At 38.8% G+C, this 14,073-nt stretch carries 13 protein-coding genes and 1 pseudogene; 1 reads left to right on the forward strand and 13 read right to left on the reverse strand.

Annotated features, from left to right (window positions below):
• Nucleotides 1–196 precede the first annotated feature (196 nt).
• A complete protein-coding gene (locus tag IGI97_RS10865) occupies nucleotides 197–463 on the forward strand; it encodes a hypothetical protein (RefSeq protein ID WP_438738622.1) in 267 nt (88 codons plus the stop codon).
• A gap of 60 nt (nucleotides 464–523) precedes the next feature.
• Here IGI97_RS10865 and cshA read toward each other — a convergent pair whose 3' ends face one another.
• From cshA to IGI97_RS10930, 13 genes and pseudogenes are all read right to left on the reverse strand, one after another.
• Entirely contained in the window at nucleotides 524–2,071 is a 1,548-nt protein-coding gene (gene cshA / locus IGI97_RS10870) for a degradosome RNA helicase CshA (protein ID WP_002355724.1), read from the reverse strand.
• Nucleotides 2,072–2,373: 302 nt separating this feature from the next.
• Nucleotides 2,374–3,747, reverse strand: coding sequence for a UDP-N-acetylmuramoyl-tripeptide--D-alanyl-D-alanine ligase (locus IGI97_RS10875; protein WP_002366255.1), 1,374 nt, complete (start codon nucleotides 3,745–3,747; stop codon nucleotides 2,374–2,376).
• A 78-nt stretch (nucleotides 3,748–3,825) separates the two neighbouring features.
• Nucleotides 3,826–4,896 carry a D-alanine--D-alanine ligase gene (locus tag IGI97_RS10880; RefSeq protein ID WP_002355721.1) on the reverse strand — a complete coding sequence of 357 codons (1,071 nt, stop codon included), beginning with the start codon at nucleotides 4,894–4,896 and terminating at the stop codon, nucleotides 3,826–3,828.
• Nucleotides 4,897–5,025: 129 nt separating this feature from the next.
• The gene (locus IGI97_RS10885; protein WP_002355720.1) at nucleotides 5,026–5,472 is read right to left on the reverse strand and encodes a YaiI/YqxD family protein; all 447 of its coding nucleotides are present in this window, start codon (nucleotides 5,470–5,472) and stop codon (nucleotides 5,026–5,028) included.
• Complete coding sequence (locus tag IGI97_RS10890) at nucleotides 5,469–6,497, reverse strand: hypothetical protein (RefSeq protein ID WP_002355719.1); 1,029 nt, start codon at nucleotides 6,495–6,497, stop codon at nucleotides 5,469–5,471. The genes IGI97_RS10885 and IGI97_RS10890 overlap by 4 nt, the downstream gene beginning before the upstream one ends.
• A gap of 93 nt (nucleotides 6,498–6,590) precedes the next feature.
• Nucleotides 6,591–7,601, reverse strand: coding sequence for a sugar kinase (locus IGI97_RS10895; RefSeq protein WP_002355718.1), 1,011 nt, complete (start codon nucleotides 7,599–7,601; stop codon nucleotides 6,591–6,593).
• A gap of 9 nt (nucleotides 7,602–7,610) precedes the next feature.
• On the reverse strand, nucleotides 7,611–8,354 hold the full coding sequence (gene dagF / locus IGI97_RS10900) for a 2-dehydro-3-deoxy-phosphogluconate aldolase (RefSeq protein WP_002361094.1): 744 nt from the start codon (nucleotides 8,352–8,354) through the stop codon (nucleotides 7,611–7,613).
• Nucleotides 8,355–8,357: 3 nt separating this feature from the next.
• Nucleotides 8,358–9,464: a DgaE family pyridoxal phosphate-dependent ammonia lyase gene (locus IGI97_RS10905; RefSeq protein WP_311792166.1), complete on the reverse strand. Its 1,107-nt coding sequence runs from the start codon at nucleotides 9,462–9,464 to the stop codon at nucleotides 8,358–8,360.
• Nucleotides 9,454–10,563 (reverse strand): amidohydrolase/deacetylase family metallohydrolase, encoded by a 1,110-nt coding sequence (locus IGI97_RS10910; protein ID WP_002381282.1) that lies wholly within the window; start codon nucleotides 10,561–10,563, stop codon nucleotides 9,454–9,456. The genes IGI97_RS10905 and IGI97_RS10910 overlap by 11 nt, the downstream gene beginning before the upstream one ends.
• 8 nt (nucleotides 10,564–10,571) lie before the next feature.
• On the reverse strand, nucleotides 10,572–11,660 hold the full coding sequence (locus IGI97_RS10915; protein WP_438738625.1) for a DUF871 domain-containing protein: 1,089 nt from the start codon (nucleotides 11,658–11,660) through the stop codon (nucleotides 10,572–10,574).
• An 8-nt stretch (nucleotides 11,661–11,668) separates the two neighbouring features.
• Nucleotides 11,669–11,895 (reverse strand): annotated as a pseudogene (locus tag IGI97_RS10920) (hypothetical protein).
• A 25-nt stretch (nucleotides 11,896–11,920) separates the two neighbouring features.
• Nucleotides 11,921–13,234 (reverse strand): PTS sugar transporter subunit IIC, encoded by a 1,314-nt coding sequence (locus IGI97_RS10925; RefSeq protein ID WP_002358780.1) that lies wholly within the window; start codon nucleotides 13,232–13,234, stop codon nucleotides 11,921–11,923.
• A 130-nt stretch (nucleotides 13,235–13,364) separates the two neighbouring features.
• Complete coding sequence (locus tag IGI97_RS10930; RefSeq protein ID WP_438738628.1) at nucleotides 13,365–14,060, reverse strand: DUF4310 family protein; 696 nt, start codon at nucleotides 14,058–14,060, stop codon at nucleotides 13,365–13,367.
• Nucleotides 14,061–14,073: the final 13 nt, after the last annotated feature.

The raw sequence follows: 14,073 nt of genomic DNA on the forward strand, positions 1-14,073 counted from the left end.
ACAAGATCCTCACACAAATTGAAGTACCATACGTTTTCTTCCTATTTACATTTTTATAAAATTTTTCTGAATTTTTATAAAAGTAAGACAACAACTAAGAAGTATCGGAAAAAATCAGGAAACTAAGCGGATGTTCTAATATTTTATAGCAAATTTTGGCTACTTATGGGAGAATAAAAAAAAAGGAGAAAAATGTATGACTTTAACTTCTCGGCAAAAAAAGTTACTTCGTTGCGCCTTGTTTACTTTTACTTTGTTGCTCTACATATTTCCAATCTTCTTTAAAAATCCCAGCCTATTTTTTCTCTTGCAACTGGTTTGGATCGTAACCATTCATTTGCTACAACAAAAACTGAAACTCTTCAATCTAACTTCCCCGTTGAAAACTTGGATAATTTTGGCGTTTTTCTTTTTTTATATCATTTTGATGCCTTTTTTACTTTTTTTGAGTTTTTCTATTTAACGATTATCTACCAAAAAAGAGCGAGTATTCCATTCATAGACGGAACACTCGCTCTTTTGATTATTTGGCGTTTTCGCGAATGACGAAACCACGTTTTTTATCGTTATGACGTTTGCCGCCACGTTGATCTTTATTTTTGCGGTCGCTATTTTTGTAATTACGGTCGCCATCTTTATGGTTTTTGTTGCCACGATAGCTGCCACCTTTACCATTGCCACCACGGTTGCGATTACGGTTGTTACCACCGCCACCACCACGGCCATTTTTGTTAAAGCCTTTTTTATTTGAAGGCAATGGTCGTTCTGGGGTAATTTTTACAGGAACCGCATCTGCTGGATCTTTCGCTACTGTTTTTAATAATAACGCAGCTAAGTCTGTCGCTGAATATTTTTCTAATAACGCTTCAGCAGATTCTAGATATTTGTCTAAACCATTTTCTTCTAGATCACTTTCGATGGTTTCAACAGCTGCACTTAATTGTCCTTTAAATGCTTCCTTTTCGGTTGGTGGACGTAATGGTGTCATCCGTTTTTTCGTTAGGTTTTCGATGACATGTAAGTAACCCATTTCGTTTGGTGTTACAAACGTCACAGACATACCGCCTTTACCAGCACGACCTGTCCGACCAATACGGTGAACATAACTTTCTGGATCTTGTGGAATATCGTAGTTATAGACATGGGTGACACCTGAAATATCTAACCCACGTGCTGCTACATCTGTTGCCACTAAGATATCTAAGTTACCATTTTTGAATGAACGTAAAACGCTCATCCGTTTTTGTTGTGATAGGTCGCCATGGATGCCTTCTGCTTTGTAACCACGCGCTTCTAACCCGCGGGCAAGTTCATCAACACGGCGTTTTGTCCGACCAAAGACAATGGTCAATTCTGGGGTTTGCACGTCTAGTAAACGTGTCATAATGTCAAATTTTTCAAAGTCTTTTGAACGTACATAATATTGATCAATTAAATCAGCCGTCATTTCTTTGGCTTTAATCTTCACATGTTCTGGTTGTTTCATAAATTTCACGCCAATATTCTTGATTGCTGGCGGCATAGTTGCTGAAAATAGAAGTGTTTGACGTTGTTCTGGCACTTGTGAGATGATTTTTTCAATGTCTTCCAAGAAGCCCATGTTTAACATTTCATCTGCTTCGTCTAAAACTAATGTTTCAACAGTTTCTAATTTCAAGGTACGACGGTTAATATGGTCTAGTAAACGTCCTGGTGTACCTACAACGATATGTGGACGATCTTTTAGTCCACGAATTTGGCGACCGATATCAGCCCCACCGTAAACGGCTTGGACGCGAATCTTTTTATCGCGGCCTAAACGGAATAACTCTTCTTGTGTTTGGATAGCCAACTCACGGGTTGGTGCAATGACTAATCCTTGAATAACGCGGTTGTCTGCGTCAATTTTGTTAAGCATTGGTAAGCCAAAAGCAGCGGTTTTCCCTGTTCCTGTTTGTGCTTGTCCGATTACGTCTTTTCCTGCTAACGCTAACGGAATTGTTTCTGATTGAATAGGGGTTGCTTCCTCGAAGCCTGCGCGTTCTACCGCTGATAATAATTCTGGCGCTAAACCAAGTTCTTTAAATTTCAAATGATATCCTCCTAGATTTTGTTTCGGAAAGAACGATTTCTTCCTAGTTTCAGGTGTCTTCACTTTCAGTTGTTAAAAAGAAATCCATTATAGTGTGCCAACTATTTCTTCTTTCCTGATTTCACCGAAAAATTCACCTTATGGCATTAGAAAAGCCAAACGTGGTCGTTCAGCTTCACATTTATTATTAAACATAGAAATAGATCTATTTTATTTACTACGATTCAATTTTTCTCGTCATCTTCCGGCAATAGGTCATTCTATCATAGAATCCTATTTTCAGCAAGTTTTATGAAACTTATTTACTTTTCCAAAAGTGCATCGATGACTTCACGAAGTCCCATCCCGTTACTTCCCTTTAAAACCACCATATCTTCTGGCTGTAAGACTTTTTTGACAGCTTCAATCAACTCATTTTTTTCTTCTTTTTTAAAAGAATGAATGTTAGCTGGTGCATAGGTTTCTTGCAATTTATCAGCTAAATAAGCCATTTCAGAACCATATAAAAAGACTTCTTCAATCGCATCTGGGGCTAAATGCTGCGCCATTGCTTGATGCATGCTAGCAGAATCAGGACCTAATTCTAGCATGTCTCCTAAAACAGCAATTCGTTTTCCTACTTTGGACATTTTGCTAAAACTGTCCAGAACAAGACCCATAGCTGTCGGATTGGCATTGTACACATCACTTAAAATTTCGGCACCATTCGCTGCTTTCAGCCATTCTGTCCGATTCTTTGTTAGTTCCGCTGTAGCCAACCCTTTTTGAATCTCACTATCCGTTAATTGGAAATACCGACCAATGCCAATTGCGATTAATGCATTGGTGACATTATAGGTTCCTGGCACTGGAATCGTAAACGTCATTTGTGTATCACTGATTTTGAATGAGGTTTGCTCTTTGGCTTCATTTGTGACGATTCCTTGAAGTTGACTTTCCTGGCTAAAACCAAAAGTAATCACTTGTTGCGTGACTTTTTCCACCAATGGTTCTAGCAAAGGTTCATCGCTTGGCACAAATAAACTACCGTCTTTGGCTAAACCATCTACGATTTCCATTTTTGCTTGTGCAATGCCTGCTCGTGAGCCTAAATTTTCCACATGGGCTTCGCCAATCATTGTGATGGCAGCAACTTCTGGCTGAGCCAGATTGGAAAGGAAAGAAATTTCCTGAGCATGATCCATGCCCATTTCTAAAATCAGTTTTTCTGTTTCATCAGGCATGTGTAAAATAGTATAGGGTAAGCCAATTTGATTATTGTAATTGCCTTGCGTTTTGTAAGTCACAAACTTTTCAGATAACACAGCAGCAATTAAATCTTTAGTGGTGGTTTTTCCATTACTGCCAGTCACAGCGATGACATTCGGTTGCATTTTATTTAAATAATAGGTAGCTAATTTTTGCATAGCAACCAGTGGATCAGTAACATGCAAAACAGGCAATTGTTGCGGCGCATCGACTAAATCCTGTCCCCAAAAAGCGGCCTGACAGCCATTAGCCATGGCACTCTCAATAAAACGATGACCATCATTTTCACCTTGTAAAGGAACAAAAAGGTTTCCTTTCACAATTTTACGACTATCAAATTCAATGCCTGTTAAAGGAAAATCAGGCCATTGTTGCCAATCATTACTGGCTTCAACCGCTTGCGCTACTTCCCAGAAGGTTAATTTCATTATGTTTTGCTCCTCTGACACAGGGACTGGGACATGACAAAGTCTTGTCATGTCCCAGTCTTGTGTGATTTTTTCTTCTTAGTTATTATAAAATTCTTGGCGTTGTTTAAAACGATTCAAAGCTAACTGAATCAGTTCCTCAATTAAATCACTGTATTTCAAGCCCATATTTTCCCATAGTAAAGGATACATACTAAAGTCAGTAAAACCAGGCATGGTGTTCAATTCATTCAGGAATAATTCGTTTTTGCTTGTTAAGAAGAAATCACAGCGACTTAAGCCACTTCCATCTAACATAATATACGCTTTTTTAGCGTATTCTTGCGCTTGATGAGCTACTTCTTCTGGAACATGCGCTGGGATTTGCATTTCAATCGTGTTATTGATGTATTTTGCATCATAATCATAGAAAGCGACATCTTTCACCACTTCACCAGGTAAAGTCGTACGGACATCTTCATTTCCTAAAATGGCTACTTCAATTTCACGTGCTTCAATCCCTTGTTCAACAATTGCTCGGGCATCATAACGGAAAGCTTCTTCCAATGCTTCTTGCAATTCTTCACGATTTTCCGCTTTGCTAATTCCGACACTAGAACCCATATTGGCAGGTTTAACAAAGACCGGATAAATTAAAGAACCTTCACATTTTTCAAAGACTTCTTTTGGATTTCCTTTCCAGTCACTTCTTAAAACTGGCACGAATGGTACTTGTGGAATGCCAACAGTTTGTAAAAGATATTTCGTCATGATTTTGTCCATTGCGTTAGCACTAGCTAAGACACCTGCGCCTACATAAGGCATATTAATGGTTTCCATGAATCCTTGAATTGTTCCATCTTCACCATTTGGCCCATGTAAAACAGGGAAAACAATCGCTTCTTCTTCATAAATTTCCGAAGGACTGATTCGTTTTCCTGAAAATTCGCCTGTTTCTTCAGGTGTTTGTGCCCAAGTTAAATGTAAAACTTCTTTATTTTGTGGTCGTTCAGATAAGAGAGGGCCTTTTACCCATTGACCGTCTTTACTAATAAAGACTAACTGTACTTGATAATATTTATAATAGATTGCATTTAAAACGGAATATGCAGACAAAACAGACACATCGTGCTCTTCACTTCTGCCGCCATACAACAAAATAATCTTCAAATGCTTGTCCTCCTAGTTTCTTTCCTGTCTTTTAGAAAAAATTATTTTTCAAATTATCCTTACTTATTTTAGCATAAAACCCAGTTTCATAATAGAAGCAAATTTAGTGAAGGAAAAATTCTTTGCTTGCTAAAGACTCCGTTTCACCAGCTCAATAAGGGCTTGTTTAAACGTTGTTCTATCTTGGTCTGTAAAAGGTTTAGGTCCTTTCGTTCGGCCACCTTTTCGCCGAATTTGGCCACTAAAATAGCGTTGTTCTAACAAGCCATCAATATTTTCTTTCGTATATTGATAACCCAGTTGATGTAAAACCGACACTCCTTTTGGCAAAACCAAGGAAGCTAAGCCATAATCTTGTGTAATTAAAAGATCCCCTTTTTTTATTAACTGCACAATTTTAAAATCAGCAGCATCCGCTCCTTTATCAACATACACAAAAGAGACATTTTCTGGATAATCTTTTAAGGAATAATGATCTACACTAGTAACAATCACCACATCCAAAGCTTTCTCTACAGCGACTTCAATAACCGTCTCTTTCACAGGTGAACCATCGCCATCGACAAAAATTTTCATTCATTTCCCTCGCTTCTTCCTTGCTCTAACCATTTGGGATGACGTTGAAAGTAGTGTTGTAATTCGTCAAAAACGACTTCTTTAACCACTTCATATAACTCTGTATTTCTTAAAATGGTTTTCGTTGCATCAGTGTAGCGGGGCTTTGGTATCGTAATGGCTAAAACAAAATCAAATTCTGCTAAAAAACTATCTGCTGTCACAGATAATGAGTAATGTTGCTCCTCTAAAAATTGATTAAAGGCGGCCACTACGCCATCAAGAAAGCCCTCATAGTGGGTTCCGCCAAGACTGGGATAATGCCCATTAACAAATGTTTTTTGCACTTGCGGCGCATGATTTTTACTCAAAATAAATTGAACAAGGGCCAATTCTGTTTGCTTGGCTTGAATAATCGGTGCAGCTTTTCTAGTTAATGGGTTATCTTTTTCAAATAAATAATTACTTAAACCTTTAGGGTAATAACAAAGATTTTTTTGTTCCTCTTCTTGTGTTAAGAGAATCTTTAAGCCTGGATTCAACATGGCAATCTGTTGACATTGTTGTAAAACACGCATATAAGAAAGTGATTCTGTACCAAAAATTTGCGTATCTGGCCAAAATAAGACTTCAATTCGTTCCTGGGTTTCTTCAATAGGTAATAATAATCGTTTTTTCAATTGCCCTTGATGGTAAATAAAAATAGTCCGCTGTTTTTCTTGATCGATACTGATTCCTACTTGTTTTGAGAAGGCTTGTAAAACAGATAAATACAGAAAAGGCGGTTCTAAATCGACTTGCTTTTGTTCAAAAACAAGCGGTCGTGTGGAAGATACCTGAAAAGAGATTTGTTGACGCGATAACTGTATAGCAATTTTCCCTTGATTCTTTTCAATGAAAAACTCTAATAAACCATTAATTGTCTGAACAAGTAAATTCTCTAAGCCGACTAAGCCAGTCGTTCCAATGAACGCTTCTGGTCGTTTTTGAATCCGTTCAATAAATTCATCATTTTCTAAAACTGTTAAAAGATGTGCAACACTCATCCTGCTGCCTCCTTTGCAATCTGTTTCTTTTAATTATAATGAAAAAAAGACCAGAAGAAAAGCCACACGCGACTTTTCTTCTGGTTTTCTTCTTTAACGAATTAAATCAAGATTCGGATGCTCAAGAACGTGATTCACTTGTTTGACCGTTGTCAAAGGAATATCTCCTTGAATCGTATGTGCAAGGACCCCATTGACTGTGGCAAAGGTAACTGCCTTTTCTAACGACCAATTTTGGCTATAGCCATATAAAATCCCCGCCGCATAAGCATCACCAGCACCAATTCGATCAAGATTAAGAAGCGGTCTTTTTTCACTCTGTTGGTACTCATTTTGGGTATATAAATACCCACTTAAGTAGTTTTGATTTTGGGAATGACTTCTCGTTGTCCCAGCAAACCATTCCAAATTGTATTGAGACATGAAGCGCTGAATCAGTTCAGTTTCTTGTGCCTCACCTTCTAAATCTTCTCGCGGAATGAAACCTAATAGCTCGACCAAATCACGACGACTGCCAAAAACAATATCACAATAAGGTAAAATGCGTTCGTACTGTTGACGCATAAAGAGTGCGCTATTTGCTGTATTCAAACTAGGTCGATAATTAAAGTCAAAACAAACTTTCTTTTGATAGGCATGCGCCTTTTGAGCAAGTATCAAAGCAGCATCACGAGTTTTTTCAGTTAAACTTAACGAAATACCACAAATATGCACCATATCTACTTCCGCTAAAAAGGCCTCAAAATCGTAGTCCTTCGCCTCGCTGATGCCAAAAGCACTCTGATGGCGATTTTGATAAGTTACTTGTGTGGGTCGGATTCCATAACCCATTTCTGCAAAAAAACTACCAATATGATCGCCCTTTTCTCCTACCCATTGATCTGAAATTCCTAACTTCCTTAACGCTGCTTTGCCAGCTTCACCAAGACGATTGGCAGGTAATTTCGTAATCAATGCTGTTTCTAGTTGAAAATGAGCCAAATTTGCTAAGAGATTTACGCCAGTCCCTACAAAGTTCATTCTTAACTGCTCTGTTTGTTCTAACATTAGATACTCTGGCGGAGTGAAACGAAGCATGACTTCACCAAACGCAGCAATTTTCATCTTTGCCACCTACTTATTCAATGTGTTTTTCATCATGGTTAGTAACGTTTTCACGTCTTCTGTTCTAGTGTCCCCTGTTTCTTGATCGATAATTGAGCTGTAAACATGAGGAATGATTTTTTTAACGCCGGCATCCACCGCAATTTGAACAATTTCTTCAAAGTTTTCTAAATCAATGCCCCCTGTTGGCTCTAAATAAAAGTCATACTTGGCACAAGCTGCTGCTACTGCTTGATATTCTTCTTTGTGAGCCAAGCCTTTCATCGGGAAATATTTAATGGAACTGCCCCCCATGTCTTTCAACAATTTGATGGCGGTTTCGATAGGCACTTCCGCCGCTGGCGCACCCGAGCTTAACGGACCTGTCGCAATGTTGACATAGCCAACTTTGCCTGTGGGTGAAACCAAGCCATTAATCACTGTTTCGTCTTGACGAAGTAAGGCCCGCGAAGCGCCGACACCTGTGAAGACTTGGTTCACGTGTTGCGGTTGTAGAACTTCTGATAAGCGAGCCACCATTTGACTTTGATTAGGATCGCCAGCCCCTAAGCCGACAGATAAAGCGTTGTTGGTTGCTGCTTGGTATTTTTTCATATCGTCAATGGCTGCTTCATCGGTTTCATAGTTTTTTGAAAGGACGCCTAACACAACATGCCCTTCTGCTGCTTCATAACAGGCTTGGGCATTTTCTACTGAATTGGCTAAGACGTTTAAACAAATGCGTTCTTCTAAATAATTAGGTTTTAATGACATGACTTATTTCTCCTTTGTGTCCATAATTTCTTGTAATCGTTGCACGATTTTGTTCATTTCTTCTTGATTGACAGAACGAATGTCAAATTCAATGATGCCATTGTTGGCTTGATATTCTCGCGTATAAATGGCTGGACTTTCTGCTTTTAATGCTTGGATGACTTCCTTAGCGTTTTTTCTGCCGTCCACTTTGACACTGGCGCGATAAATGTCTCGGCCAGCGCCATCTTGGACAATTTTGGCGGTTAAATCTGACAGGTTGTTGATGGCTTCAACAAACGGTTTTAAGCGTTCTTGCATCGAAGCCCCTGATTCACTGCCATGTGCCAAGTATTCTTCCACTGCTTGCGTAAAGCCCAGGATATTGTCTTTGCCAATTTTCATTGCTCGACCAATGCCTTTGCCTTGTAGGCGCACCCAGTCAATGTATTCTTTTTTCCCGACCACTAAACCGGCACTTGGCCCTTCAATGGCTTTGGCGCCGCTGTAAATCACCAAATCAGCGCCTGCTTCGGTGTATTTGAAAAGATCTTCTTCTGCTGCCGCGTCAACAATTAGCGGCACCTTGTGGCGTTGCGCCACTTTGGCCGCTTCGGCCACCGTCAGCATACTTTTTTGCACGGTATGATGGCTTTTGATGTATAGAATGGCCGCTGTTTTTTCAGAAATCATCATTTCCACGTGTTCTGGACTGCACATGTTGGCGTAGCCAGCTTCCACCACTTGGCCGCCGCCTTGCGCTACCATGACTTCTACAGGCGTGCCATAGTCCACATTGTGCCCTTTAGGTAAAACAATCTCCCGTTGTTCGATCTTTTCTGTATAGGGATGATACGCGTGGTACAAGCTGCCTTTTCCAATCAAGGCAGCCACCGATTGGGCAATCCCCGCCGAAGCCGAGGAAACGATTTGGGCATCTTCTACCTTCAACAAGTTGGCTAAAAAGGCCCCTGTTTGCACACTAAGTTCACTCATTTCAAAGAAATGTTCGCCGCCGAATCGTTGAGCTGCTAGGACTGCCTCCGAAACTTTGGAGACACCTAGAATGGTCATTTTGCCAGAAGCATTAATGACTTCTTTTAAGTGGAATTTTTCGTAACTAATTGTCATAGATTTGTCCTCCAATAATTGTTTTGATTGGGCGAATTTGCTCTTTGGCTACTCGTGTCAATCCATTAGAATCAGTCAATGTTTTTTCTTCTGCTTGAATCGTGAAAATCGTTAAATCAGCATCTTTACCTATTTCCAACGTGCCTTTTTGCGTTAAATGGAAATTCTCAGCAGGAGCCTTGGTTACCTTTTCAATAATTTCTGGCCAATCATAGCCGACCACACGGAGTTTTTCCATCGTTGTGGCTAAATCATAAACAGGACCATTTTCTCGGTTACGGATGTAGATATCTGTGCTAATTGATGCAGCTTTCATTCCCTCGCGCAACGCTGTTTCAGCTACGTGAAAATTGAAACTATCCGTACCATGCCCGATATCAAATACGACTCCTTTGTTGTACGCTTGCCAAGCGAAATCTTTTATTTTATCCGTTGCTTGGTCTAAGATACCATTTTCTTTCCCATTAAAACAATGGGTTAGGACATCCCCTTTTTCCATCAAGGCTAAAATTTCATCTAAATGAGGCGGTGCTGATCCAATGTGAACCATTAAGGGAATTTCTTGGTTCTCTTGCTGAATCTGTTTGGCCAATTCTAAAGGCGTAATGCCGTTATCGCCAATAACGGTCCTACTCATACGGGCTTTAATCCCTACAACAAAATCTGGTAATTCTTGAATCGCTTTTTTGACTAAACTCGCTTGTACTTTACTTAAATCTGCGAGTTCGTCCTGAGCAACGATGCCCCATTTAGAAATATTGACTAATCCAAAAACATTTGTTTTTGCTTGCTGCGCTAAGTCATAAAATTCATGAATGTTTTCAGCACCTGTTGTCCCAGCATCAATCACTGTCGTAACACCCTTTTTGACCCCAATTTCATCTGGATAATCATAATAAAGAGCCATTTTTTCAAAACAATGAACGTGATCATCTATCCAGCCTGCGGATACATAAGTACCTGGTTCTAAGTGGATAGTTTCTTTTGCAGAACCTGAAATAGTTGCTGCAACAGCAGCTATTTTTTTCTCTTTAATTGCAATTTCAACAGGCATACCATCTACTGTCTGTCCATTTTTTATAAGTAAATCGTAGTCCATATTCTTCCCTACTTTTCTATAAATCTAAATTTTGTCCAAGGCTTAATGAATTCTAATAATACAAGTTCTTCTTCTATAATACGCCCTACTCGATTTTTGCGTGAGTCTTGATGTGGTTCTAAAACGACTTGTAATTCATTTTTGTATTTTCCAAATGCATCATTTCCCACAACAACATCTCCAGCTTGTAGCATTGCTTGATTATCATGTGGGGGATTAGCTTCATTTTTATATTTTTTACGCACTTCTGTGGAACGAATCATCTGCTGAGTGATATCTCCACGGCGAAAATGTTGATTTTTTGTTACGATTTCTTTTTCAATTTCAGAAGTCGCTTCTTCAAAAACAATGGTCAATTCTGTTTGATAACGATTTAACTGACCCAATGCTTCTAATTCTTCGTTGGAAGCATAAGCATTTCCAATAACAACATCATCAATTAAATTTGTTGCAAATAAATGTTTAGCTTGAACAGTGACTGGTAACTGTCTATGCATTTCTAAAGTAGGTAGCCCATCATTCACATCCCAAGGACCAATTTCACCTACCTGTGATGAAATAAAAGCAGCTGTCCGAATACCTTCCTTTTTAAAGCGGATGCTACATTTTTCAAAGAAATCATACGGCAATGCAGTTCCCGCTTGTGGATAAAAGTTATGACAACCATATAAGAAAGGTCGATTCGCTTCATACGTCAAAATGTTATCAAGATAAGCAACATCATTACTCATATTCAGCTCAATAGCCACGCCGAATGGATTAAACGTCAACATGGCTTCTTTATTTCCATCAAAACCTGTATCCAATCGAATCCCATCAGCTCCTAATTCGCTGAAAAAAGTCAAATCATCATATGAAATTTCCAATTCATCAAAGATACTTGGAACGACATCTAAAATTGTTTCAAATCCTAAATTTTTCGCATAACTAATTAATTCTTTAAATTTTTTCTGAACCGCTTCTTTGCCATCGGTCACTTCTAACATACTCATAAAAATTCGAGTAAACCCACATTCGCTGGCTTTTTTTAAATACGCTTTATCTTGATTGATATCACTATGATCTGGATAAACTGATACACCTAATGCTCTTTTCATCTTCGTTCTCACACTCCGCTATTTTCAAATTTATTTCGAAATTTCCAAGCAATCACCGAGCTACACAGGATTGTTGTAGAGCCAACGTCTTTACCAAACCAAATTGATAAACAACAGTAGGCAACTGCCCTTTTTCTATAATAATTTGACTAACGATAAAAAAGAAAATGAACCAAATAATCATCTTATACGCTCCTGACTTTCTTCTCTGACTTAGAAGGGGCAGGATATTCATATCAGAACACCCGCCCTAACATTTTTTAATTTTTTGCTGCTTGTTCAGCTGCTAATTCTTCTGCTTCTTTATCCAATTGTTGTTTTTCATAAACTTTGAAAAATGGATAGTAGATAGCCATTGTAATTAAGAAGTTAACAATCACTAATACTGCGGCCGAGAAACTCCAATTGGTACTCATCCAAGCAGCAATTGGTGCTGGAATTGCAAACGCTAAGCGTGCAGCCATCATCGGAATTATATTAGCGACTGTTAAGAAATAAGATAACGTTGTGGTAATTAACGGTGCCACGATAAACGGAATACCTAAAATAGGATTCATTACGATAGGCGTTCCAAAAATAACTGGTTCATTAATATTAAACAAGCCTGGTAAGAACGATAAACGGCCAAGACTTTTCAGATACGTTGATTTAGAAAACATCATTAAAACAACTAAAGAAAGCGTAGTTCCAGCGCCACCAATCCAGATAAACCATTGTAAAAACTGTTCTGTAAAAATATTAGGTAACTGATGAACGTTTGCGCCATTGGTAAAAGCTTCAAGGTTTTCTGCAATCGACATATCCCAGAAAGGACGAATAACTGGGCCCATAATCGCTGGACCATGAATCCCTAAAACCCAGAAGAAACAGATTAAGAAGACTGTTAGTAAGCCGCCAAATAAACTGTTACCAGCAAGGATACCTTTAAGTGGCATTAATAACGTACTCAAGAAACCATTCAAATCAAAACCAATTACGTGGCGAATAACCCAGAATAATAAAAGAATAACTGCTCCTGGAATTAACGCAATAAATGAATTTGACACTTCAGGCGGTACGCCATCTGGCATCTTAATCATAATATCTTTTTCAATAAAGAAGCGATAAATTTCAACAGATAACAGCGCTGTTACAATCGCACCAAATAAAGAAGCTGAACCTAAATTTGCTAAATTAATATAGCGCCCTGCTGTAATGACGTTGTCAACATCTTCAAAGACACGTGTTGGTGGTGCCGCTGTTACTAAAAAGGCCATTAATGCTAAAATTCCGCACGTCAAAGAGTCAAGCTTATAACTTTTGGCCAATGATGAAGCAATCCCAAATGTTGCATAAAGTGCAAGTAACCCCATCGTATAGCGGGAAGGAATATCTAAAATTGCTTGATAAGGTTCAATCAATTTTGTGTATGCCTCAATTGGAATATTTTGAAAAATTGTAAAGAATGAGCCCACAATTGTTAAAGGCATCGTTGCAATTAATCCTTTTCTAATCGCTGTCATATGGCGTTGCGAACCAAATTTATTCGCAATCGGCATTAACTTAACTTCCATCCACTGTACAAAACCATTCATTTGTTAATTCCTCCGTTCAACTAATAAAAATAATAATTATTTCGCATTTATAATAACATAGTAACATTATAATGTAAACGCTTATTCTTATTTGTGACAGAGAAAGTGCAAAACAAAAGGCTTTTTCTTATTATAAAGAAACTGGGAATATTGCACCAAAAATCATTGCGCCTAAAATTGCGCCCCCAGCGATTGGCTTTTTCCAAATGTAAAAACCTAAAGCTCCTAATGTAGCACCAATCCCAATAGGAATCGAAGCACCCGCCGCACTCAAAATAATTAACGGGCCTAAGAAACGTCCTGAGGCATTACCAGCCCCCATCATCACATCCGCACCAAAAGTGGAATTTCCTTGATTGATAGTAAATTTCCGAATCAACACAATTACGCCACCAACTGCTAACCCTAGTAGCGCACCTGTTAAAAGTGCTAAGCCAAAGTTTTCTACAGGTGCTTTAATACCCATGCTGAGGAAAATTGCAGGTACGCCAATCCCGATCCCCGTTAAAATTGAGCCACCTAAATCTAAAATTCCGACTAAAGAACCTTCTAAAATTCGTGCAAACAGGAAACTTGCACCAAATGCTGCGGCAGCGCCATAAGAACCACCATCTAAACCAGCTTTTAGCATCGCAACAATTGAAACTTCATTAAAGGCGCCCACACCATAAACTACATACATATGTGTTCCTGCAAAAATTGCCGCTGACATAATCCCGACTAAAATCGGAAAGCCCCAATCAGCATACCAAAAACTTTTGCCTTTTAAACCTTCTTGAATTTCTTGATCTTGTTGTGCCCATTCATTTTTTTCTTGCTGTTCCATCTATGAGACCTCC

This window comes from Enterococcus sp. DIV2419 (genome assembly GCF_051711865.1).
Classification (GTDB): Bacteria; Bacillota; Bacilli; order Lactobacillales; family Enterococcaceae; genus Enterococcus; species Enterococcus faecalis.